Source organism: Kutzneria sp. NPDC051319, from assembly GCF_040682195.1.
Lineage (GTDB): Bacteria > Actinomycetota > Actinomycetes > Mycobacteriales > Pseudonocardiaceae > Kutzneria.
The window spans coordinates 1-21,362 of the sequence record NZ_JBFBAM010000112.1; the positions used below are offsets into that span (position 1 = coordinate 1).

Here is a 21,362-nt window from a genome sequence, read left to right on the forward strand (position 1 = left end):
GCGAGACCGTCCTCCCGGAGCTGTTCGATCGCGGCCAGCCACTGGTTCTGGTGGGCGGTGTCGCGGGCCAGGTTGAACTGGAGCATCGCCTTCACCCCGGCGTCGTCGGTCATGCCGTACAGGCGAGCGGTCTGCAACCGGCTCTGCGCCTCGGCGGCGACGTTGGCGTAGAAGTCGGCCAGCAGGTTGCCGCTGGCCATCACGTAGCGGCCGTTCCACGGGTAGCCGTTGCTGTCGGCGGGCAGCGCACCGCCGCCGCCGATGATCGCCTGCTGCGGGTCCATGCCGCCGATCACGGCCGCCAGCACCGGATCCTCGCCCACGGCCTCGGCGGTGACCTGAGCGGGAGCGCCCTCCAGCAGCCGCGCGACCATGGTGGCCAGCATCTCGACGTGACCGACGAGTTCCGGTCGCAGCTGCTCGGTGTCCTGCACGAGGACGTCGCCCGGGCCTGCGCCGGGTCGACCATCGATCCCGTCAAGGCCGCACTGGAGGTGATGCGCTCGCTGCGGCCGCTCATGCCGGACGTGGTCGGACCGGGCGCACGGTTCTCGGCCGACGCGCAACCCGGACTGTTCACGGTGGAATCGCCCGCGGTCAACGGTTCCCGGCGGCTGGCCGACATCCTGCTGGACGCCCGGGCACCCGGCGCCGACCTGCGCCGTGACACCAATCCGCTGCTGCGCCGGGATGGTGGCCGACGGCATGATCAGCGAGCACGTGAACGCGGATCCGGCCACCGCGCAACGGTTTGCCACCGGCGGCCTGGCGATCACCAGGTCCCCCTTCCACGTGGTTGACGCCCGGGGCGTTCCCGACCGCGACATCCACGCCATGGGGGTCGTCACCCAGATCACCCGCTGGTTCACGCAGGTCGGCACCGGCCGGCCGGGACAGGACAGCCCGTTTCGCCGCGACGCCGACGCGATCGCCGGCGCGGTGCTGGCCGAGGAGGTGCGATCGTGGCCCGTTCCGGCCTGACTTTCGGCGTGGAGGAAGAGTTCCTGGTCGTCGACGCCGCCGGCCGTCCCGTGCCCGCCGGCCGCGCGGTGCTGGCCGGTTCGGGCGGTGCGACCGACGAGCTGCAGCCCGAGATCATCGTCTGCCAGGTGGAGTCGGCGACACCGGTGTGCACCGGCGTCGGCGAGCTGCTCGGCCACCTCGGCCGGCTGCGCGAGACGTTGTCGGCATCCGCCCGTGAGCGGGGCCCGCGGCTGATCGCCAGCGGCACGCCGCCACTGCCGGAGGCATCTCCGCCGCCGCTGACGTCTGAACGCCGCTACCACCGGATCGGCGGCCACTTCCGCGGCCTGATGAGGTCGGCCAACGTCTGCGGCTGCCACGTGCACGTCGGCGTGCCCGACCGGGACGCCGGCCTGCACGTGCTCAACCACCTGCGGCCGTGGCTGCCGGTGCTGCTGGCGGCCAGCGCGAACTCCCCGCTCAGCGACGGCGCCGACACCGGCTACGCCAGCCGGCGGCACCTGCAGATGTCGAACTGGCCGTCCGCCGGTCCGCCGCCCTACCTGCGGTCGACGGCGGAGTACGACTCGACGCTGGACACGATGACCCGCGCCGGGGCGTTGCTGGATCCGGCGATGGCGTACTGGGCCATCCGTCTCTCGCCGACCTACCCCACCGTGGAGATCCGCGTCTGCGACGTGACCGTCACCGCCGAGGAGGCGGCGCTGATCGCCGTGCTCGTACGCGGGCTGGTCGCCCGCGCGCTGCGCACCGACGACAATGCGCCGGACATCGCCCAGGAGGTGATCCGGGCCGACCTCTGGCGCTCGGCCCGGGATGGGCTCCGTGGACGTTGCGCCGCGCCGAGCGGCAGCCCGCCCGAACCGCACGCCCTCGACCGGCTCGTGGCCGAGGTGCGTCCGGTGTTGGATGACGACGACCGCGACTTCGTCGATCGGATGACGCGTCTGCTCGGCCGCGTCGGCGACGGCGCCTCGCGGCAGCTCGCCGCCTACGCCCGGGCCAGCCGGCCCGAGGACGTCGTCACGATGCTCGCCGAAGCCGCGGTGCCTTGTGACGCGCCGGCCTGTCCGTGACCGGTCACGGCCGGAAGACCGCCCGCACGCAGCCGTCCGTCTTCCGCTTGAACATCTCGTACCCGCGCGCCCCTTCCTCCAGCGGCAGCATGTGGGTGGCGAGGTGGCTCGTGCTCAACTCGCCCTTGGCGATGCGGTCGAGCAGCATCGGCACGTAGCGTTGGCCGTGCTGCTGCGCGGCCCGCAGCGTCAGCCCCTTGTTCATCAGCGCGCCGAGCGGAAACTTGTCCACCAAGCCGGTGAACACGCCCAGCACGAACACCGAGCCGCCCTTGCGGCAGTTGAAGATCGCCTCCCGCACCGCGATCGGCCGGTCGGTCTCCAGCTTGAGCTTGCTCTTGACCTGGTCGTAGACGTGCTGCGGGCCTGGGCTGTGCGCCTCGCACCCCACCGCCTCGACGCACACGTCCGGCCCGCGCCCGCCGGTCTCCTCCAGCAGCGCGGCGCCGATGTCGACGGCCTCGTAGTTCAGCGTGTCCGCGCCGAAGAGCCGCTCGGCCTGGCGCAGCCGGTAGTCGAACCGGTCGATGACGAAGACCCGCTCCGCGCCGAGCAGCTGGGCCGACCGGGCGGCCATCTGCCCCACCGCGCCGCTCCCCCACACGGCGACGACGTCACCGGGCCGAACGCCGCCGAGGTCCGCGCCCATCCACCCGGTCGGCACGGAGTCCGACGCGAACAGAGCGCTCTGGTCGTCGACGCCGTCCGGGATCGCGATCGCAGTGTGGTCGGCGAACGGCACCCGGACGTACTCCGCGTGGCTGCCGCGGAAGCCGCCCATGGCGTGCGAGTAGCCGAAGATGCCGCCCGGGTCGGCGCCCCACAACCCCTGCGTGATGCCCGGATTGGTGTTGGTGTTGTCGCACAGCGACCACAGCTCGTGCCGGCAGTACCAGCACCGGCCGCAGCCGATGAACGAGCACACCACCACCCGGTCGCCCGGCTTGTGGCGGGTCACTCCGGGCCCCACCTCGACGACCTCGCCCATGAACTCGTGGCCGATGACGTCGCCGGCCTGCATGAACGGGATGTGCCCGGTCAGCAGGTGCAGGTCCGAGCCGCACACGGTGCTCAGTCCCACCCGCAGCACCAGGTCCTCCGCATCCTGGATGCGCGCGTCGGGCACGTTCTGCACGCGCACGTCGTTGATGCCCTCCCAGCACAGCGCCCTCACAGCCGGCCCTCCTTTCGCGCCCGGCCCACGACCGCGCCCAGCAGCCGCCCGGCCGGCCCCGGATGCGCCGATCCCGGCGCGTCGGGATGGATCACGAGTCCCGTCTCGATCAGGGACTTCGCCTGCCGTAACGCCACCCTCAGGTCCGACCGCGACAGGCTCTCGTCGGTCGGCCGGGCGAGCAGTTCCGTGCCCTTGTCCCCGGCCGCCGGCTGGACCCGCAACTCGACGCGATCACGCAGCCGTGCCAACGGTTCCGGCAGCGACTCCGCCGGTGTGAGCTGGTCGGGCGAGCAGTTGACCGTCAGGGCGAGCCAGTGGTCGTCACGGCTGTCGCCGGCGGCCTGGAGACGTCGTCCCAGCGCGACCGCCGCCGCGCCGACGCCGACGCCGACGCCGACGAGGATTCCCGCCTTGGCTGCTGTTCTCATCCCGGTTGCCTTCCGTTCAGTGGACGGTGCTGATCTGATGGGTCTGGCCCCGCTCCAGGTAGTGCACCGAGGTCGACAGGTCGCTGGCCGCCATGACGTCGCGGAACTGCGACAGCGGCGTCTTGAACACGCCGTAGTCGTCGTAGTGGACCGGCACGGCCTGCCGCGGCCCCAGCATGGCCAGCAGCTCACGACCCTGATGGCCGTCCATGCTCACCAGCGCCCCGAGCACCCTGGTGCCGCCGAGATGGACCACGGCAAGGTCGATCTCGGGGAACTGCCGGCCGATCTCGCGGAGCCCGTCGTACAGGAGGGTGTCGCCAGTGAGATAGATCCGCAGCGGCCGGGCCCCGGCGTGCGACCGGTACTCCAGCAGCGTCCCCATGACCGGCGGCATCAAGCCGCTAACCAGGCCGAACGAGTGCCGGCCGGGCAGCGACGTCAGCAGCAGCGAGGCGGGCCCGCTGCGCAGTTCCGCTGCTCCCAGGTGTCCAGCCCGACGGCCTCGCCGAACCCGAAGCTGCGCAGCCGGCGGGCGGCCTTCGGGGTGGTCACGACCGGCGTCGCACGGTCAAGGCCGCGGCGGGCCGTCCGGTCGAAGTGGTCGCCGTGCAGGTGCGAGAGCACGACGGCGTCCAGCGGCGGCAGCTCGTGGATCCGCAGGGCCGGTTCGGTGCGCCGCCGGCTCACCAGCCCCTTGCCGAGGTAGGCCCACTGGCCCCGGTGCAGGAAGTTCGGGTCGGTGAGCACGGTGAACTCGTCCAGCCGCAGCAGAGTAGTCGCCGTGCCGACGAAGGTGATCGAGCAGACCGCCACGTCAAGCCTGCCGATCGGCCTTCGGCCGGGCCGGCTGCGCGGGATTGCCGTGCGGCGGCGGTCCGACGGGCGGGGCGGCGGTCTGGGCGGTGACCGAAGGCCCGGCGTCGACGCCCGGCGGTTGCTCCGGTCGCCGCGCTGTGGGGTCGCCACCGGAAGGCTGTGCGCCATGGCGGAGCGCGTCGATCCGCGCATCGATCATCTCCAGCACGGCCACGCGCTGGGCGTGGTCGTTCTCGTAACCGCGCAGTGCGGTCAGTTCGTCCTCGCCGAGGCCGCGAATCCGGTGCTGCAACGAGGAAACCGGCAGGTGGTCGTAGTCCGGCAAGGGGAGTTCGTTGGTCGCCATGGGACGCCGGGTACCCGGTTGCCCTGCCGACAACCGTCCGGTTAGCGATCGGGGACTCGGGGGTAGTCGGTCGTATGACTGAGTCCAGTTCCGTGGCACGGATGCTGACCGGGCTGTTGGAGGCGAGCCACCTGGCCACCTTCGACGACCTTGCCGGCCTCGTCGCACAGCACGGGGCGACGGCCGGTCTCACGGACGTCGTGGCGTACCTCGCGGATCTCCGTGAGGAACACCTGGTCCGGTTGGACGACACCGAGCAGCGACTGGCGGTGGACACCACGGCAGCGGGCTGGGCGTTCAGAAAAGTGGAGATGGTCGCCAGCCAGTCGACCCTGTGGGCGCCGATGTTGGACGGCACCGAGCGGATCGGCGTGCTCGGCGCGTCCGTCGGCGGCGCCGACACGGCCGCCGCTCTGCGTGCCCTGGCCTCGTTGGCGGCCCTGCTGATCGTCAGCAAGCGTCCACACAGCGACAGCCACGCGGAAGTGGTGCGGGCACGGCCGATGTCGCTGCCGTCGGAGGTCATCTGGCCGCTGATGCCCCCGCTGACCTTCGCCACCAAGGACGTCGCCGTGGCCGCGGTCCTCGAACCGGCCTACGAGATCGGCGGCGACGCCGTGGACTACGCGATGTCGTCCGACCTGCTCCACCTGTCCGTCTTCGACGCCATGGGCCACGACCAGTCCGCGGGCCTTACCGTCGCCGTCGCGACCGGCGCGTGCCGCAACACGCGGCGGCGCGGAGCCGAGCTGTCGGAGATCGGGGAGGCGATCGACGACGCCATCGCCCGGCAGTTCGACCGGAAGCGGTTCGCCACCGGCGTGCTGGCCAAGATGCGGCCGTCGACCGGCCTGCTCACGTGGGTCAACCGCGGCCACCCGCCGCCGCTGCTGATCCGGCAGGGCCGGTGGCTGACTACGCTGCGCTGCCCGCCCGCGCCGCCGATGGGCTTCGGCCTTGGCATTTCCGCGACCGAGTGCCGCTACCAGCTGGAACCGGGCGACCGCGTGTTGTTCTACACCGACGGCATCACCGAGGCGCGGGACGAGGCAGGTCGCGAGTTCGGGCTACAGCGGTTCACCGACCTGGTCGCCCGTGGCGCCGTGGACGGCTATCCGGCTCCGGAGACCCTGCGCCGGCTGATGCGAGCCGTGCTCGCGCACCAGCGCAGCCGGTTGCAGGACGACGCGACAGCGCTGTTGTTGGAGTGGCGCGGCGACCAGCAACACCGGCTGACGCTCGGTTCCCCCTGAGCGGAACGGGTATCCCGCCGCCATGCGGTTGAGACGGAGCCGGTTGACCGGTGAGTGCATCACACGGCGGCGGCGTGGCCGCGGGTTCGGCTACCAGCACCACGACGGCTCGCCCGTGACCGACGCCGAGACCCTCGACCGCATCCGCGCGCTGGCCATTCCGCCCGCCTGGCGGGACGTGTGGATCTGTCCGTGGCCCAACGGGCACATCCAGGCCACCGGCACCGACGACGCCGGCCGCAAGCAGTACCTGTACCACGCCCAGTGGCGGGAGGATCGGGACCGGCAGAAGTTCGAGCGCGTCCGCCGGCTCTCCTCGAAGCTGCCGGCCCTGCGCCAGCAGGTCGCCACCGATCTCGACGCCGACGGCCTGGCCCGTCAGCGCGTCACCGCCGTCGCCCTGCGCATGCTGGAGCAGGGCGTCTTCCGCATCGGCAACGACGAGTACGTGGAATCCAACGGGACCTACGGCGTGTCCACCCTGCTCCGCTCCCATGTCGCGGTCCGCCGCGACCGCCTGGAGTTCCGCTTTCTGGCCAAAGGCAAGAAGGAACGCCGCGTCACCCTGGAGGATCCCGAGCTGGCCAAGGCCGTGTCGAGTCTGAAGCGCTCACGCACCGGCGGCGGCCGGCTGCTCATGTACCGCAACGGCAAGCAGTGGCGTCCCCTCGACTCGCAGGACGTCAACGAGCGCCTGCACGAGCTGGTCGGCGACGAGTTCACCGTCAAGGACCTCCGCACCTGGAACGCCACTGTGCTGGCCGCCGTCATCCTCGCCGGTCGCAAGGGCCAGGGCAGCAGGCGCACCGCCGTCCGCGAGATGTTCAAGCAGGTCGCCCACCACCTCGGCAACACACCCGCCATCGCCCGCAAGTCCTATGTGGATCCCCGGGTCGTCAACGCCTTCGAGCAGGACATCACGATCCGCCCCTCCACCGACCTCGAACGGGTGGAACGCTCCGTCGCCCGCCTCCTCCCCCGCATCGACTTCGACAGCTGAACCCCCGCGAGTCGCGCTCTCAGGCACACCGAATGTCGGTTTCGGGCACAACTGAGCTCCGAGGCTCAGTTCTGCCCGAAACCGTGTTTCGCTCTGTCCCAGAGCGCGACTCGCCGGGGTTGCGGGAATCTGGTTTGGACTGTCGTGGTGGGGTTATTCCGTTGGCGTGACCACGTTTGAGGAGCGGGCTCTGGCCCGGCCGCCGGTGCGGTTGCTGCGGTCGCCGGGCGTGTACCGGCCGCAGTCGGACACCTGGTTGTTGGCGGAGGCGGCGTCGGCCGCCGGGATTCCGCCGGGTGCGAAGGTGCTGGACATCTGCACGGGGACGGGGGCGCTGGCGATCACGGCGTCCATGCTGGGGGCCAGGGACGTGGTGGCGCTCGACGTCTCCCGGCGGGCGGTGGTGTCGGCGCGGCTGAACGCCTGGTTGAACGGCCAGCGGATCCGGGCGCTGCGGGGCTCGATGCTGGCGTTGCCGTCGGCGTCGTCGTTCGACGTGGTGCTGGCGAATCCGCCGTACGTGCCGTGCCCGCCGAGAACGGTCACGCGGGGACGTCGCAGGGCCTGGAACGCGGGGCCGGACGGCCGGGCGCTGCTGGATCCGATCTGCCGGTCGATGCCGCAACTGGTGAAGCCGGGCGGTTTCCTGCTGATGGTCCACTCCGCACTGTCCGATACGGACAAGTCGCTGTGGCAGCTGCGCGACGGCGGGCTGGCGGCCGAGGTGGTGTCGCGCAACACGATCCCGTTCGGACCGGTGATGTGGAGCAGGACGGAGTTCCTGGAACGGACCGGGCTCATCGAGCCGGGGCAGCGTCACGAGGACCTGGTGGTGATCCGTGCCGACCGACCGTGAGCACCGCCGCGTGGTCATGGAGCCGACCGGGCCCGTCCTGGTGGACGGGCCCGTGGAGATCGTGTTGCCGGACGGCAGCACGGCGCGATCGGACCGGTTCGTCGTCGCGGTGTGCGCCTGCCGGCGCAGCAAGCGCTACCCGTTCTGCGACACCAGTCACCGCAAGAGGGTCCGCGATTCCTGACGCAGCGAGGACCGGTCGGCCCGCCACGCGGACAGCAGGTGATCGGCCAGGTGCTGCTCCAGCAGGTCGGTGGCCTGGACGCCGAACACGATGTCCCCAGCCAGTTCCGGCTCCCGCGCGAGCAGATCGCCGATGACGTCGCGACGCAGCACCTGCTCGTGCACGGCGTCGGCCTCGATGTGCTCGGTGTAGAACAGCCGGCAGGCGTCCGGGGCGTCGAGGCGGGTCAACGCCTGCTCCATGCGCTGGGCGCTGGGCCCGGTGCTGATCTCGGCGGCGGCGAAGTGGCCGACCAGGGCCCCGCGCAGCCGGCGGTGCAACCCGAACAGGGACATCACGTTGACGGTGGCCAGCGAGCAGGCCGGCACGTCGTCGAGGTAGTGCAGGTACTCGGACGACAGCCCGGCGGCGTCAAGGAGATCGGCGTACAGCTGGGCATGCACGCGCTCAGCCCGGCCGCCGCCGAACTCGTCGAACTCGACGGCCACGAGCGCGGCCTTGGCCCGGCCGCGCAGCCGGGGAATCACCCACGCGTGCGGGTCGGCCTCCTTGAGGTGGTAGATCGAGCGGTGCACGAAGAACTCGCGCATCTGCCACCACTCGCCGTCGTCCCGGAGGAAGTGGCTGAGCCCGCTGCCGGGCACGTGTTCGACGAGCAACTCGTCGATCTCGGCGGTCACGTCGTCGCCGCCGGCGACCGCCGTGTGCAGAGCATTCTCGAACACGCGTTCTATGCGACCGCGCAGCCGCAACAGGTCCGGGTCCCACTCCCACAACGCGTCGACCTCGGGCAGGCCCTGATAGTGCAGCTCGTAACACAGGTGCAGGGCGAGCTGGAGGTCGTCACCGAACGGGTCGGCGTCGTCGACCGGGCCTGACGGCCGCACCGAGCCGGCGGGCCGCCGCAGCACGCCGATGACCTCCTCGGACAGCGGTCCCCTAGCAATCATGGTTTCCTCCCAAGGAAAGCTGTCGGACGACGGCGGAAAGACCAGCCGCGGCCAACAGCCGCTGGCGGGTGGCGCCGGTGGACCGGTCCCGTAGCAGCCGGTGCACCTCGGCGAGCTCGCCGGCGTCGACCAGTGCGTCCCGGACGTGGTCGAGCAGGCTCGCCACCATGGCCGAAGCCGGGATCTGCTTGCCCAGCAGCGGATCGACGGCCGGACCGTCCATTCCGTACCGGGAGGCCGTCCACACGGCCGCAGCCGCCGTCTGGGTCGGCAGTGCCTCCACCCCACGGTCCAGTTGAGCCAGGGCGGTGTTCACCAACGCCCGACACAGCAGCGTCTGCAACACCGCATCGTCCACAGTGGCCGCAGTGTCGGCGACGCGGAACTCCACCGTGGGCCATCGCGGCGACGGCCGGGCGAACCAGAAGGTCTGCTTCTCGTCGACGAGAACTCCGCAGTCCGCCAGGCGTGAGACCTCTTGCTGCCACCGGGCGTGGTCACCGCACCAGGGTGCGATGCCGGAGCCCGGAAACCGCGACTGCTGCACGATCCGCCAGCTCCCGTAACCACGGTCCATTCCATTGTGGAACGGAGAGTTCACCGACAGCGCCAACAAGGTCGGCAGCCACCGGCCCACGTGGTTGACCACCGCCACCGCCGTGTCCTTGTCCGGCACGCCTACGTGCACGTGACAACCGCAGGCTTCGTAATCGGCCGCGATGTCCTCGTAGAGTTCGTCGACCCGAACGAACCGTGGGTTCGACGCCTTGTCCGGCGGCGCGGAGCCGACCACCGGTGCGCCGGCGGCCAGCACGCGGGCGTCGAGGCGGGCGGCCGCAAGGGCCAGGGCCCGGCGACCGGCCGTGAGCTGGTCCCGCAGGTCGGCGGCGCTCGTGCACACGCCGGTCACCACTTCCACCTGAGTGTCGCGCAACTCCCGTTGCACAGTCATCCCAGCCGGCAGCGGTCCGGCGCACCGCGCCACCACCTCGGCCGCGCGCGGCGTCGTGATGCCGGCGCGGTCGACGAGGAGGAATTCCTCCTCGACTCCGACCGTGCTCATCACTCCGCCGAAATCCCCGCCGGACACCGGCCTCAACCGGCCGCGTGGAAGTCCCGCCACGCCCGGTCGAGCAGGTCGGGCCGCGTCAGCACGTCGACGGCCGTGTCGGCCAGCGCCCGCGCGGCAGCCAGCATCACCGCACGCCCCCGTGGACTCGCGGCCGCCGCGACGAACTCCGGGGTGTGGTCGGACTGGTCGGCGTCCGCGATGGCCACGAACGGGTGAATCGCCGGGATCGTGTTGCTGACGTCGCCGATGTCCGAGGAACCGAGGAACACACCCGGCGCCGGCTCGGCCAGCGTAATGCCGGACTCGGCGACGTGCCGGGCGAAGACCTCGGACAGGGCGGCGTTGTCGCGGACGTGCTGGTATCCGTCGCTGGCCGGCCAGACCTCGGCGGTGGTGCCGGTGGCCCGGGCAATGCCATGAGCGCACTCGGTCAGCTGCGCGACCAGCTCGTCACGGGCCGTGGTGGTCAGCCCCCGGACGCCGAACCGCCCCTCGGCCAGGTCGGGCACGATGTTCGTGGCCGTGCCCCCCTCGGTGACGATGCCCTGCACGTGTGAACCCAACGGCAACCGCGCTCGCAGTATCGCCAACGCGCCGAAGAGCTGCACGAGCGCGGCGAGCGCGTCCACCCCCTCGGTGGGATTGCCGGTCGGATGCGCGGCACGGCCGTGGAAACGCACGCCGACTTCGATCTGCGCGGTCAGCTGCGCGTACCGCCAGTCGTACACGCCGGGGTGGAACATCAGGGCGGCCTCGATCCCGTCGAAAACACCGGCCTTCAGCTCCAACACCTTGCCGCCGCCACCCTCCTCGGCCGGCGTGCCGACGACCATCAGCGTCCCGGCCAGATCGGGCATCGCGTGCCGCACGGCGAGCGCGGCGCCGAGTCCGGCGGCGGCGATGAGGTTGTGCCCGCAGGCATGCCCGAGCCCCGGCAGCGCGTCGTACTCCAGCAGCAACGCGACCCGCGGCGGCACACCGGTCCCCCAGTGCGCGCGGAACGCCGTCGACAGGCCGGCGACGCCGTGCTCCACCTCGAACTGCGCCGCCGCGAGCGCAGCGACCAGTTCGGCGCTCGCCAGGTGCTCCTCGAAGGCGAGTTCCGGCTTGTCGTGCAGCAGCAGGCTGATCCGCCACAGCTCGTCGGCCTGCCGTTCGACCTCCGCCCGCACCCGCTCGTGCACGGTCACGCCGGATCCTTGACAACCCGGACCGATTGCAGGTCCGAATCGGCCGGATCCGGCAACTGCATGCCCGCGTTCAGCCCGCTGCGCAGGTAGTCCAGCACCTCGCGGGTGATCACCTCACCCGGCACCAGCGCCGGCGCGCCGGGTGGGTACGGGCTGATCATCTCGGCCGCCACCCGTCCGACCGCCTTGTCCACGGCGACCTGCTCGGTCTCCCCGAAGAAGGCGTCCCGGGGCAGCATCACCGTGCGCAGCTCCAGCTCGTCGGGCCGAGGCAGGTCGACGGCCGGCGGGCGCTTCATCCGCCCGGCCGCCTGCGTCAGCTCGCGCAGCGCGTCCACCAGCACCGACGCCGTGTAGTCGTCGTCGGCGACGGTGAGGATCGCGACGATCCGCCGGTGGTCGGAGAGCCCGACCGTCACCCGCTTGCGCGCCCGCAGCCAGTCCGCCGCCTGGTAGCCGCTGATGCCCAGCCCGGACAGGTCGACGACGACCTTGAGCGGATCCAACGACGCCGCCAGGCCGGAGCCCACGAACTCCCGCTCCCCCATCACCCGCAGCCCCGGCAGCTCGTCGATCTCCCGCCGCACGCGGTGGGCCAGCGACAGCGCGGTGGACAACAGCTTCTCGCCGTCCTCGACCATCTGCCGCCGCCAACCGTCCAAAGTGGCGTACACCAGCGACGAGGCGCTGGTGGTGCCCAGCAGATCCTCGCGCGCCTTCAGCACCGTTGGATCCACCCGATCGCCCTGGAGGTGGAAAACCGAGCTCTGCTCGACCGCCGAGCCCATCTTGTGCACGCTCGTCACGCACAGGTCGGCGTTGGCGTCCATAGCCCACGGCGGCAGGTCCGGGTGGAACGGCAGGTGCGCGCCCCACGCCTCGTCCACGATCAGCGGCCGGTCGAACTCGTGACAGACCTCGGCGATGGCCGCGATGTCCCCGCAGGTGCCGTAGTCGGTCGGCGTCACCAGCAGCATGCCCTTGGCCTCGGGCTCGGCCTCGAACGCCGCCCGCACCTCGTCCGGCCCCGGTGGGTGCGACAGGTGCCGTTCCCCGTCCCAGTGCGGGTGCACCCACACGGGCGACACACCGCTGAGGATCAGCCCGGAGATCACCGACTTGTGGGCGTGCCGCACCACGATCAGCTTCTCGTGCGGGCCGGCGACGGCCAGCATCGCACTCTTCACCGACAGCGAGCTTCCGCACGTGGAGAAGAACGTGTGCTCGGCGCCCACCGCGTCGGCCATCAGCTCCTGGGCTTCCTGGAGCACGCCGTGCCGCATCAGCCGGTCGTCGAGCCCGTTCGGCCCGAGCACGTCACTGCGGAACACCCCCTCCCCCACGACGTCGACGACCCGGCGGTCCGCCCCGCGCCCCTGCTTGTGGCCGGGAGGGTTGAACGGCGTGATGCGCTGCTGGTGGTACTCGACGAGCGCGTCGAGCACCGGCGCCTTGCTGTGGTCCATACGCCCGGATTCCCGCGCTGTCACCAGCGGAAACCAATGCGGGTCAGCCGGTGGTCCAGGCCAGGACGTCGAGCACGTCGGCCATGGTGTCGGACTTGGCGTGCGCGGCGCGTTGGCGTTGCGCGCCGTTGCCCGAGGCACGCACCCCGGCCAGGGCCTGTGTCACGAATTCGGCGTCGTCACCGAGCCAGGGGTCGAGGCCGGCGACCAACTCGTTCACCAGCTGCCAGGCCGGCACCAGGTTGCCGGTGCGCGGGTGCACGCAGCGACCGGTCAGGCCGTCCCGGGCCGAGCGCCACAGCAACGCCCTCAGGACCTCGGGTGGCGGCGTGGCGATGGAACCGAGTCGACCGCCTGACGGGCCAGGCCGCGGATGAGCGCGGCCAGCAGGGCGGCCTCGACCGGCGTCGGAAGCACATCGGCGACCCGCACCTCCACGGTGGGCTGGTGCGCGGAGAGCCTGATGTCCCAGTAGAGCATGGCCCGGTCCATGGCCGCGCCGGCCGCGGTCAGGGCGTCGACCCGCGATTCGTACGCGTCTACCGAGTCGAAGTGCGGCGGCGGTCCGGCCGAGGGCCACCGGGTCCAGAGCACGTGCCGCCAACTGGCGTAGGCGGTGTCGTCGCCGTTGTGGAACGGAGAGTTGGCGGTCAGCGCCAGCAGCACCGGAAGCCAGGGGCGGATGTGGTTGCTGACGCGTAGTCCCGTTGCGGCGTCGGGGATCGAGACGTGGACGTGACAGGCGCAGGTCAGCGAGGCCTGGGCGATGCCGCCGAACTCCCGGGCCATGCGGTGATAGCGCACGTCGGGGGTGAAGCGGGCCGGGCGGTCGTCGGCCATGGGGGCCGTGCCGCTGGTGAGCAGCCGCAGGTTCTGTTCCGCCGCTCTGGCGGCCAGCCGGTCGCGCAGCGTGTGCAGGCCCTTGACGACCTCGTCGATCGTGTCGCAGACGGCGGTGGCGGATTCGACCTGGCATCGGCGCAGCTCGTGCTCGACCTGACCGTCCAGGTCATCGACCTGCTCGGAGATCTCCGGCCCGGCCGCGGCCAGCTGGCCGGTGGCGTCGACCAGCAGGCACTCCTCCTCGACGCCGAGCGTCAGACTCGGTCTGTCGTTCATGTCGGGAAGATGCCCGGTGGCAGTGGTCGTTCAAACGCGATCGGGCGTCAGCTACCGAGCACGATGCGAGCGAAGCCTTCCGGATCCAGATAGGGAAACGCGTGCGGCAGCCCCGACAACGTGAGAACCTTCCCTCCCCGCCCCAGCTCCGCCACCCAGGCCGGCGTGCACAGCGGGTCCCGTTCGCCCCGCACCACGACCACCGGGCACCGCACCTCGGCGACCATGTCCTCCAACGGATGCCGGAGCATCGAGCGCAGCAGCACCCAGATCCGGCGGAACCCGGCCTGCCTCCACTCCGGAAACTCCTGCCGGCCCAGCGATCCCGGCTCCCGGGCGCCGTCGACGAGCCATCGCGCCACCACCTTCGGCACGCTCCGGTACGCGGGATCCACGGTCGGGCTGCCGAGGATCAACCGGGTCACCGGCGTCTCTCGCGCCACGGCCGCCGCCACCTGCGTCCCCGACGAGTGGCCCACCAGCACAACCTCGCGGCGCTGGATCCGTTCGGTGACGACGGCCGCGTACTCCGGGATTCCCACCGGCGGCCCCTCGGTGGGCAGCCGCACGAGCTCGCACCGCGAGCCGGTCGCCTCGATGCACCGCACGGTGGGCTCCAGGTACCGCGACACGGCCAGCCCCGGCACGACCACGACGTCAGGTGGCACGGGCGTGGTCCAACTGATCGAGGATCTTCCGAACGCCGATCCGCACCAGCCGGTCGTCGCCGCGCGGGATGGCCGACGAGTACGCCGCGAGCGCGGCGAAGTCCGCCGGGTACCGCGCGACATCCGTGGCCGGCAACCTCACGGCGGCGCCGTGTTCGCGCAGCCGCAGCCAGTCCTCCGGCTCGGCGATGCCGGCCGAGCGCACACCGTGCGGGAACATCAGCACATCGACGTCCCGGTACCGCCTCTCCCGCAGGTGTCCCGCCACCGCGTGCAACGCGTCCCGCACCGGGAAAGCGGTCCAGAACGGCACCAGTCCGGCCTGGTTGACGCCGACGGGGTCGAGCATCACGAACGATTCCACCAGCAGCCGATCGGCCGGCCGGTCCGCGGCCAGCAACCATTCCCGGTGCATGTCCGCCACCGCGGCCGACAGTCCGTGTGGGTCCGCCAACGTGATCCGGTGCACGGGATGGCCGTGCGCGGCGGCCCAGCGGTCGATGTCGACGCCAAGCGAGGGCTCGAATCCCCACTCCGCTTCCGGCGCGTGGTCGTCGGCCGCCGGGGCGTCGAACGACCGCCGCACCGATCCCTGCTCCGCCAGGAACTCCGCGACGCGCGGGCTGCCCCCGAGATACTCGTCCGGGCGCAGGCCGCCGTACGCGCCTGTCTGGAACACGTGTCGGTCGCCGATCCTGGTGACCGGCCAGGACAGTTCGCAGTCCACCAGCACGATCGGCGCGCCGGGCATCAGGCGGGTGGCCAGGAACTCCTCGTACGCCCGGGGCAGCCGCAGCCACTTGAGCCGGAAGTACGTCATGAGGTCGATCATCAACCGGTCCTGGTTGCCGTCGTGCATGTGGTGCAGCACGACATCCGGATTGTTGGCCAGCAGCGGATCGGCGACCTCGGCGCCGAACTGCGCGGCCAGCACCGGCCGGTCCGGGTCGTTGCCGGGCCACCGCACCGGCACCAGCATCGTCTGCGGCAGCCACGGAATCCCGGCGGCGGCGCACAGGTGCGTCATTGCCCCGTTGCTCGACCCGATGACCACCCCCGGGTACTGCGGCGGCAGGTCCTCGTAGTGGCCGGTCATCCAGGACGCCACCTGCTGCATGTCGATCGACGACAGCATCGACGGCGTCACGCCCTCCGCGGTGCCGGAGATGCGGTACAGCTGGGTACGCAGCCCCTCGGGCAGCAGGTTCGACAGGTGCAGCGGCGCCGACATCAGCCGACTCTGGCCGAGCACCGCGAACCTCTTGCCCCGCAACGCGAGCGAGACCGCCCGAAGCATTGCGGTGGCGGAGTCGAAGCCCGCCACCGCCCGGCTGGGTGACACCGTGGACATGGCGGCCGTCCTCACGCGCTCTGCAACGCCAGCGGGTCGCTCGGCGCGTCCGGCTTGGCGTCGGCCATGCGTGCGCCCAGCTCCTGCAGCCGCTTGCGCCCCATCGCCTTGCGCACCTCGGTGAACCAGTCCTGTTCCTCTTCCTCGACGTGGTGGCGGACGTTCTCGATGAGCACCGTCACCTTGGCGTCGAAGTTCTCCGCGTCCGGCTCCAGCTTGGTCAGCTCCGAGAGCATCCACACCACCACGTGGTGCTCCTCGATGCTCTCCAGCACGTGGTCCTCGGTCTCCGGCACCGCCTTGCGCGCCTCGGGGTAGAAGATGGTCTCCTCGATGTAGGCGTGCGTGGTCAGCTCCTTGATGATCGAGTCGACCAGCCCGCGTTTCGTCGCGAACGCGTCGTCGCCGGCCTGCTCGAACTTTCTGAACAGCTGCTCGACGGTCTTGTGGTCCTGTTTCAGCAGCACGATCGCATCGGTCGACACGGGCTCACTCCTCCTGGCACGGCTAAGACGAGACACCCACGGATACCCCGGCCCGTTCGCGACAAACTGCGGTTTTCGACCGGGCCGCGCGGAGGTACCCCGGAGGAGCTCCGCAGTCGACATTGGAGAGTGATGGCCATGCCCGGGGCGAAGGAACTGCCCAGCACCCTCAAGCGGTCCCCGCAGAAGGCGCAGCGCACGTGGATCAAGGCGCACGACTCGGCCGTCGAGGAGTACGGCGAGGGCCGGCGCTCGCACCAGACCGCGTTCGCCGCGCTCAAGCACAGCTTCGAGAAGGTCGGCGACCACTGGGAAGCCAAGAAGAACAAGGGCCCGTCCGACCTGCAGGCGGCGCAGGGCAACCGCGCCCGGACGAAGAAGACCGCCGGCGGCGTGGACGCGAACGCCAGCAAGAGCCACCTGTACGAGGTGGCGAAGAAGCTGGACGTGCGGGGGCGGTCCACGATGACCAAACCGCAGCTGGTGAAGGCGATCGAGAAGGCCAACAACCGGAAGACCGCGAAAGCCAGGTCATGACCACGGGCGCGGGGCGGCCGGCCGGCCGCCCCGCACTCGTCAGGCCGGAACGCCGCTCGTTTCGCGGGTCCAGATCCGGTGTCCGGAGATCAGGGCGGCGAATGCCTCGGCGAAGTCGTCCGGCAGGTCCCGCGCCGCCTGGGTCGTGGTGACGACGCCCTGGTCGACGACGACCGAGTCGCCGTCGGCGAGGTGGGCCTCGACGCGGGCGGCCCGTAGCAGATCGATGCCCGCCCCGAACGCGGCCACCGGCTTGGCGTGCCGATAGGCCTCGGCGACGAAGTGCACCGCGTAGCCGTCGCCGGCCAGGGTTTCCGTGCTCTCCGGGCCGCACGGCACCACCACGAAGTCGTACAGCACCGAGGCCATGGTGCTCATGGCCCGGTCGGCCAGCACGTCTTCGCCGTTGGCGCCGCGGACCAGCCCGTCGGTCGGCGCCAGCAGCTCCACCACCGCCCCCAGGCTGCGCAGTGCCTCGGCCAGCTTGGTGGTCCCGACCCCGTCCACGCCGTCGGCGACGAGCACGGCGACGCGGCGGGTGGCGATGCCGAAGTCCGACTCCGCGGCCCGGACGACCTGGCTCAGCGCCGGTGAGCTCCACCCGTGGTTGGCCGGCGTCTCGCCGGTCGGCGCCTGCACGTCAACGCCGGCGGCGACCCGGGTGGCGAGCTCACGGTCCACCTTGTCCAGACGGGCGACGACGTCCGCGCGGATCTGCTTGATCTCCACCTTGCCCAGCTCGAACCGGAACGCGGCGACGATGTGCGCCTTCTCGATGTCGGTCATGCTGTTCCAGAACAGCGTGGCCTGGGAGTAGTGGTTCCGGAAGCTCTGGGACCGCTTGCAGATCTTGGTGCCCTCGACCTTCTCCTGGTAGTGCGCGAACACCTCCGGGAAATCGCCCTCGGCGACCGGGCAACCGCCCGACAACGTGTTCTCGGTGTAGCTGGTCAGTCCCTTGTGGATCCGGTGTTGCGAGTATCCGTCGCGTTGGTTGTTCCGCACCGGCACGACCGGCCGGTTCACCGGCAGGTGCGCGAAGTTCGGGCCGCCGAGCCGGATCAGCTGCGTGTCCAGGTACGAGAAGTTCCGCGCCTGCAACAGGGGGTCGTTGGTGAAGTCGATGCCCGGCACCACGTTCGCCGTGTGGAAGGCCACCTGCTCGGTCTCGGCGAAGAAGTTGTCCGGGTTGCGGTCCAGCACCATCCGCCCCACCGGCCGGACCGGCACCAGCTCCTCGGGAATGATCTTGGTGGCGTCCAGCAGGTCGAAGTCGAACCGGTGCTCGTCCCGCTCCGGCACCAGCTGGACCCCCAGCTCCCACTCCGGGAAGTCGCCCGACTCGATGGCCTCCCACAGGTCCCGCCGGTTGAAGTCCGGGTCCTTGCCGGCGATCTGCTGCGTCTCCTCCCACACCAGCGAGTGCGTGCCCAGCTTCGGCGTCCAGTGGAACTTCACGAACGTGCCGCGCCCGTCCGCGGCCACCAGCCGGAACGTGCGCACCCCGAAGCCCTGCATCATCCGGTAGCTGCGCGGCAGCGCCCGGTCGGACATCAGTCAGATCATCATGTGCATGGTCTCGGGCTGGCGCGCGACGAAGTCCCACAGCGTGTCGTGCGCCGACTGGGCCTGCGGGATCTCGTTGTGCGGCTCCGGCTTCACCGCGTGCACGAAGTCGGGGAACTTGATCCCGTCCTGGATGAAGAACACCGGCATGTTGTTGCCGACCAGATCGTAGTTCCCCTGGCGGGTGTAGAACTTCGCGGCGAACCCGCGCACGTCCCGGACGGTGTCCGCCGAGCCGCGTGATCCGGCGACCGTGGAGAACCGCACGAACACCGGCGTCCGCACGGACGGATCGGTCAGGAACTGCGCCGCTGTGTGCTTGGCGAGGCTGTCGTCGTACGGCTCGAAATACCCGTACGAGCCGGCCCCGCGCGCGGGGTCGATCCGGTCCGCGTCCAGCTGACGCTGCTTGTCGTTCTCGCGGTCGGTCATCCAGCTCCTTCCTTCCCCAGGTCAGTCGCGGCGCATCACGCTGGCCGGCCAGTCCGGGTCGCTCAGGGCTCGCGGGAACAGCCAGAGGACCAGCACCAGCCCCAGCACCGCGATGGCCAGGTAGGCCAGCGAGCCCCCGGCGTCGTAGCCGAACAACGCCTGCCACGGGCCGGAGTCGCGCACCGCGGCCGACACCACGAACAGCAGCCAGAACAGCGACGCCTGAACTCCGGACAGCAGCGCGGCCGCGCGACGGCGGAGCGCACAGGCCAACGACGCCAGCCCGGTCGCCGCGACGAGGCCCGCCTGCACCGCCGGCACGTGGACGTCGGCCACGAACACATACCCGCTGCCGCCGATGAGCGCCATGGTCAACGCCCAGCCGCCGGCGAGCACGAAAACGATCCCCTGCCCGACCAGGATCCAGCGGCCGCGCCGGAAGGCGAGGTCGTTGGAGCCGTCGGCGATCGGATCGATGATGACGTGTCGTGTCGGCACCGCGAACGCACCTCCTTGCTCGCTTGCGAATTGCCCACAGGTGAGGGCGGCAAACGCATAGCCCGCCACGCGTCGGGTACGCCAGGGTCATGACTTCAACCGAACGCGAGGCACGCCCGCTGACCGCCGTCGTCACCGGCTCGGACTCCGGCATCGGCCGCGCAGTCGCGGTCGCGCTGGCCGGCGGCGGTGTCGACGTCGGCATCACCTACAACCGCGACAAGGACGGCGCCGAGCAGACCGCCCGGGAGGCCCGCGAGCAGGGCGTCAAGGCCGCCGTCCGGCACCTGGACCTCACCGACCTGCCGACCGCCGGCGCGGTGGTCGACGAGCTGGCCGAGGAGCTCGGCGGCATCGACGTGCTGGTCAACTGCTCGGGCACGGGCACCCATGAACGCGTCATGGACCTGGACTTCGACAAGTGGCGCGAGGTGCTGGCGGTGGACCTGGACGGGGTTTTCGTCTGCTCGCAGCGGGCGGCCAAGCACATGATCGAGGGCGGCCGGGGCGGCCGGATCATCACCATCACCAGCGTGCACGAGCACGCGCCCCGGATCGGGGCCGGCCCGTACTGCGCGGCCAAGGCCGGGGCCGGCATGCTGACCAAGGTCCTCGCGCTGGAGCTGGCCGAGCACGGCATCACCGTCAACGCGGTGGCCCCGGGCGAGATCTCCACACCGATGACCGGCCAGGAGGACGTGGATCCGCACACCGAGCGACGTCCGGGCATCCCGCTCGGACGGCCGGGCGCGGCCAGGGAGGTCGCGGCCGCGGTCGCGTTCCTCGCCACCCCCGCGGCCGGCTACATCACCGGGTCCTCGCTGGTGGTGGACGGTGGCATGCTTCAGATGGGCCCGCAGGCGGGCTCCCATCTGACGAGCGACGACTGGCGCACGCCGTGACGTCCTGACGATCACCCCCTTGCTCGGCAACGCCGCAGGCACATGCGTTGCCGAGCAGCCGCACCTGCCTCAAGCTAAAAGCATGGAGTCCCGTCGCAGAGAGGCCGGCCAGGTCGGTGAGTGACGTTTTTCCCGGCAGCAGCGAGATGGCCGCGCGCATGCGCGCATTCGACTGGTCGACGTCCGCCCTCGGCTCGCCCGACGAGTGGCCGGAGGCCCTGCGCACCGCCGTGCGGATCTGCCTGACCTCGCGCTTCCCGATGATCCTGTGGTGGGGACCGGAGCTGCGGTTCCTCTACAACGACGCGTACCTGCCGCTGCTCGGCTCGAAGCATCCGGCGCTGGGCAAGCCCGGGCGTGAGGTGTGGACCGAGATCTGGCACATCATCGGGCCGATGTTGGAGGGCGTGCTCACCACCGGCGAGGCGACCTGGTCGGACGACCTGCTGCTGCCGATGAACCGGCACGGCTACTGGGAGGAGACGTACTGGACGTACTCCTACAGCCCGCTGCACGACGATTCGGGCACGGTCGCCGGCGTGTTCACCGCCGTCAACGACACCACCGACCGGGTTGTCGGCACACGCCGGATGGCCGCGCTCAGCGATCTCGGCACGCAGGCCGGCGCCACGACCGTCGAGGAGGCCTGCCGGCGCATCCAGGACTGGGCCGACCGGCACGGTCCGGACGTCCCGTACGTGTCGACGCACCTGGACGAGGCCGCCGACGACCGCTGGCCCCTCGCCGAGGTGATGCGAGGCGGCGAGCCGCTGGTCGTCGCCGACGTGACCGGGCTGCCGACCGGTGGGTGGGCGACGCCGCCGTCGGAGGCCATGGTGCTGCCGCTGCGCAGCGACGCCGGCGACAAGCCGCTCGGCGCGGTCGTGCTGGCGGCCAGCGGCGGTCGCGCCCTGGACGAGGACTATCGGGCATTCCTGCGCCTGGTCGCCGACCAGTGCGCGACGCTGATCAACGGCGCCATGGCCTATCAGGCGCAACGGCG

25 protein-coding genes and 2 pseudogenes are annotated in these 21,362 nt (G+C 71.1%); 10 read left to right on the forward strand and 17 right to left on the reverse strand.

Annotation, left to right across the window (positions count from 1 at the left end):
- Nucleotides 1-401 (reverse strand): annotated as a pseudogene (locus tag AB0M73_RS47045) (manganese catalase family protein); the annotation flags it as partial.
- Between AB0M73_RS47045 and AB0M73_RS47050 the strand changes: the two are divergent.
- From AB0M73_RS47050 to AB0M73_RS47060, 3 genes are read left to right on the forward strand one after another with little or no spacing between them, the layout of a single operon-like run.
- Complete coding sequence (locus tag AB0M73_RS47050; RefSeq protein WP_363906262.1) at nt 393-800, forward strand: hypothetical protein; 408 nt, start codon at nt 393-395, stop codon at nt 798-800. The pseudogene AB0M73_RS47045 and the gene AB0M73_RS47050 overlap by 9 nt on opposite strands.
- Nucleotides 793-981: a hypothetical protein gene (locus AB0M73_RS47055; RefSeq protein WP_363906263.1), complete on the forward strand. Its 189-nt coding sequence runs from the start codon at nt 793-795 to the stop codon at nt 979-981. The genes AB0M73_RS47050 and AB0M73_RS47055 overlap by 8 nt, the downstream gene beginning before the upstream one ends.
- A complete protein-coding gene (locus AB0M73_RS47060; protein ID WP_363906265.1) occupies nt 963-2,060 on the forward strand; it encodes a glutamate--cysteine ligase in 1,098 nt (365 codons plus the stop codon). Before AB0M73_RS47055 ends, AB0M73_RS47060 begins: the two co-directional genes overlap by 19 nt.
- Nucleotides 2,061-2,064: 4 nt before the next feature.
- Here AB0M73_RS47060 and AB0M73_RS47065 read toward each other — a convergent pair whose 3' ends face one another.
- Genes AB0M73_RS47065 through AB0M73_RS47085 form a run of 5 tightly spaced genes read right to left on the reverse strand, consistent with a single transcriptional unit; the run spans nt 2,065 to nt 4,830 of the window.
- Nucleotides 2,065-3,234, reverse strand: coding sequence for a zinc-dependent alcohol dehydrogenase (locus AB0M73_RS47065; protein ID WP_363906267.1), 1,170 nt, complete (start codon nt 3,232-3,234; stop codon nt 2,065-2,067).
- Entirely contained in the window at nt 3,231-3,665 is a 435-nt protein-coding gene (locus AB0M73_RS47070) for a hypothetical protein (protein WP_363906268.1), read from the reverse strand. Before AB0M73_RS47070 ends, AB0M73_RS47065 begins: the two co-directional genes overlap by 4 nt.
- 16 nt (nt 3,666-3,681) lie before the next feature.
- Nucleotides 3,682-4,050 carry a hypothetical protein gene (locus tag AB0M73_RS47075; protein ID WP_363906269.1) on the reverse strand — a complete coding sequence of 123 codons (369 nt, stop codon included), beginning with the start codon at nt 4,048-4,050 and terminating at the stop codon, nt 3,682-3,684.
- 56 nt (nt 4,051-4,106) lie between these two features.
- Complete coding sequence (locus tag AB0M73_RS47080; RefSeq protein WP_363906271.1) at nt 4,107-4,481, reverse strand: MBL fold metallo-hydrolase; 375 nt, start codon at nt 4,479-4,481, stop codon at nt 4,107-4,109.
- 1 nt (nt 4,482) lies between these two features.
- Entirely contained in the window at nt 4,483-4,830 is a 348-nt protein-coding gene (locus AB0M73_RS47085) for a hypothetical protein (protein ID WP_363906273.1), read from the reverse strand.
- A gap of 74 nt (nt 4,831-4,904) precedes the next feature.
- Here AB0M73_RS47085 and AB0M73_RS47090 point away from each other — a divergent pair, with 74 nt between their 5' ends.
- From AB0M73_RS47090 to AB0M73_RS47105, 4 genes are all read left to right on the forward strand, one after another.
- Nucleotides 4,905-6,083, forward strand: coding sequence for a PP2C family protein-serine/threonine phosphatase (locus AB0M73_RS47090; protein WP_363906275.1), 1,179 nt, complete (start codon nt 4,905-4,907; stop codon nt 6,081-6,083).
- 22 nt (nt 6,084-6,105) lie between these two features.
- Nucleotides 6,106-7,083 carry a DNA topoisomerase IB gene (locus AB0M73_RS47095; protein ID WP_363906277.1) on the forward strand — a complete coding sequence of 326 codons (978 nt, stop codon included), beginning with the start codon at nt 6,106-6,108 and terminating at the stop codon, nt 7,081-7,083.
- A gap of 166 nt (nt 7,084-7,249) precedes the next feature.
- Nucleotides 7,250-7,939 carry a HemK2/MTQ2 family protein methyltransferase gene (locus tag AB0M73_RS47100; protein ID WP_363906279.1) on the forward strand — a complete coding sequence of 230 codons (690 nt, stop codon included), beginning with the start codon at nt 7,250-7,252 and terminating at the stop codon, nt 7,937-7,939.
- The gene (locus AB0M73_RS47105; protein ID WP_363906281.1) at nt 7,923-8,123 is read left to right on the forward strand and encodes a CDGSH iron-sulfur domain-containing protein; all 201 of its coding nucleotides are present in this window, start codon (nt 7,923-7,925) and stop codon (nt 8,121-8,123) included. The genes AB0M73_RS47100 and AB0M73_RS47105 overlap by 17 nt, the downstream gene beginning before the upstream one ends.
- Here AB0M73_RS47105 and AB0M73_RS47110 read toward each other — a convergent pair.
- The 9 genes from AB0M73_RS47110 to AB0M73_RS47150 are packed head-to-tail and all read right to left on the reverse strand — an operon-like array spanning nt 8,096 to nt 16,424.
- Nucleotides 8,096-9,073 carry an iron-containing redox enzyme family protein gene (locus AB0M73_RS47110; protein ID WP_363906282.1) on the reverse strand — a complete coding sequence of 326 codons (978 nt, stop codon included), beginning with the start codon at nt 9,071-9,073 and terminating at the stop codon, nt 8,096-8,098. The two genes, AB0M73_RS47105 and AB0M73_RS47110, sit on opposite strands and share 28 nt — an antisense overlap.
- Nucleotides 9,063-10,136: a YbdK family carboxylate-amine ligase gene (locus AB0M73_RS47115; RefSeq protein WP_363906284.1), complete on the reverse strand. Its 1,074-nt coding sequence runs from the start codon at nt 10,134-10,136 to the stop codon at nt 9,063-9,065. Before AB0M73_RS47115 ends, AB0M73_RS47110 begins: the two co-directional genes overlap by 11 nt.
- Nucleotides 10,137-10,168: 32 nt before the next feature.
- A complete protein-coding gene (locus AB0M73_RS47120) occupies nt 10,169-11,335 on the reverse strand; it encodes an amidohydrolase (protein WP_363906286.1) in 1,167 nt (388 codons plus the stop codon).
- Nucleotides 11,332-12,801, reverse strand: a complete 1,470-nt coding sequence (locus AB0M73_RS47125) for an ornithine decarboxylase (RefSeq protein ID WP_363906288.1) — start codon at nt 12,799-12,801, stop codon at nt 11,332-11,334. Before AB0M73_RS47125 ends, AB0M73_RS47120 begins: the two co-directional genes overlap by 4 nt.
- 43 nt (nt 12,802-12,844) lie before the next feature.
- Complete coding sequence (locus tag AB0M73_RS47130; protein WP_363906290.1) at nt 12,845-13,105, reverse strand: hypothetical protein; 261 nt, start codon at nt 13,103-13,105, stop codon at nt 12,845-12,847.
- 5 nt (nt 13,106-13,110) lie between these two features.
- Nucleotides 13,111-13,920, reverse strand: coding sequence for a YbdK family carboxylate-amine ligase (locus AB0M73_RS47135; protein WP_363906291.1), 810 nt, complete (start codon nt 13,918-13,920; stop codon nt 13,111-13,113).
- A gap of 47 nt (nt 13,921-13,967) precedes the next feature.
- Nucleotides 13,968-14,588, reverse strand: a complete 621-nt coding sequence (locus AB0M73_RS47140) for an alpha/beta hydrolase (RefSeq protein ID WP_363906293.1) — start codon at nt 14,586-14,588, stop codon at nt 13,968-13,970.
- Nucleotides 14,578-15,939: a hypothetical protein gene (locus AB0M73_RS47145; RefSeq protein WP_363906295.1), complete on the reverse strand. Its 1,362-nt coding sequence runs from the start codon at nt 15,937-15,939 to the stop codon at nt 14,578-14,580. Before AB0M73_RS47145 ends, AB0M73_RS47140 begins: the two co-directional genes overlap by 11 nt.
- 11 nt (nt 15,940-15,950) lie before the next feature.
- Complete coding sequence (locus tag AB0M73_RS47150) at nt 15,951-16,424, reverse strand: hemerythrin domain-containing protein (protein ID WP_363906297.1); 474 nt, start codon at nt 16,422-16,424, stop codon at nt 15,951-15,953.
- Between the two features lie 138 nt (nt 16,425-16,562).
- Here AB0M73_RS47150 and AB0M73_RS47155 point away from each other — a divergent pair, with 138 nt between their 5' ends.
- Nucleotides 16,563-16,961, forward strand: coding sequence for a ChaB family protein (locus AB0M73_RS47155; RefSeq protein ID WP_363906299.1), 399 nt, complete (start codon nt 16,563-16,565; stop codon nt 16,959-16,961).
- Between the two features lie 39 nt (nt 16,962-17,000).
- Here AB0M73_RS47155 and AB0M73_RS47160 read toward each other — a convergent pair.
- Together AB0M73_RS47160 and AB0M73_RS47165 are read right to left on the reverse strand one after the other, a co-directional pair.
- Nucleotides 17,001-18,959, reverse strand: a pseudogene (locus AB0M73_RS47160) (catalase).
- 21 nt (nt 18,960-18,980) lie between these two features.
- A complete protein-coding gene (locus AB0M73_RS47165) occupies nt 18,981-19,457 on the reverse strand; it encodes a hypothetical protein (RefSeq protein ID WP_363906301.1) in 477 nt (158 codons plus the stop codon).
- Nucleotides 19,458-19,546: 89 nt separating this feature from the next.
- Between AB0M73_RS47165 and AB0M73_RS47170 the strand changes: the two genes are divergently transcribed.
- Both AB0M73_RS47170 and AB0M73_RS47175 read left to right on the forward strand, forming a co-directional pair.
- Nucleotides 19,547-20,359: an SDR family oxidoreductase gene (locus AB0M73_RS47170; protein ID WP_363906303.1), complete on the forward strand. Its 813-nt coding sequence runs from the start codon at nt 19,547-19,549 to the stop codon at nt 20,357-20,359.
- Nucleotides 20,360-20,517: 158 nt separating this feature from the next.
- Nucleotides 20,518-21,362 (forward strand): GAF domain-containing protein (locus AB0M73_RS47175; RefSeq protein WP_363906305.1); only part of this gene is annotated, 845 nt, incomplete at its 3' end.

Coding starts and splice junctions, on each gene's coding strand:
- AB0M73_RS47070 (WP_363906268.1), bottom strand. CDS start 3,665: ATGAGAACAGCAGCCAAGGCGGGAATCCTCGTCGGCGTCGGCGTCGGC.
- AB0M73_RS47075 (WP_363906269.1), bottom strand. CDS start 4,050: ATGGGGACGCTGCTGGAGTACCGGTCGCACGCCGGGGCCCGGCCGCTG.
- AB0M73_RS47085 (WP_363906273.1), bottom strand. CDS start 4,830: ATGGCGACCAACGAACTCCCCTTGCCGGACTACGACCACCTGCCGGTT.
- AB0M73_RS47090 (WP_363906275.1), top strand. CDS start 4,905: ATGACTGAGTCCAGTTCCGTGGCACGGATGCTGACCGGGCTGTTGGAG.
- AB0M73_RS47095 (WP_363906277.1), top strand. CDS start 6,106: ATGCGGTTGAGACGGAGCCGGTTGACCGGTGAGTGCATCACACGGCGG.
- AB0M73_RS47110 (WP_363906282.1), bottom strand. CDS start 9,073: ATGATTGCTAGGGGACCGCTGTCCGAGGAGGTCATCGGCGTGCTGCGG.
- AB0M73_RS47115 (WP_363906284.1), bottom strand. CDS start 10,136: ATGAGCACGGTCGGAGTCGAGGAGGAATTCCTCCTCGTCGACCGCGCC.
- AB0M73_RS47125 (WP_363906288.1), bottom strand. CDS start 12,801: ATGGACCACAGCAAGGCGCCGGTGCTCGACGCGCTCGTCGAGTACCAC.
- AB0M73_RS47135 (WP_363906291.1), bottom strand. CDS start 13,920: ATGAACGACAGACCGAGTCTGACGCTCGGCGTCGAGGAGGAGTGCCTG.
- AB0M73_RS47145 (WP_363906295.1), bottom strand. CDS start 15,939: ATGTCCACGGTGTCACCCAGCCGGGCGGTGGCGGGCTTCGACTCCGCC.
- AB0M73_RS47155 (WP_363906299.1), top strand. CDS start 16,563: ATGCCCGGGGCGAAGGAACTGCCCAGCACCCTCAAGCGGTCCCCGCAG.
- AB0M73_RS47170 (WP_363906303.1), top strand. CDS start 19,547: ATGACTTCAACCGAACGCGAGGCACGCCCGCTGACCGCCGTCGTCACC.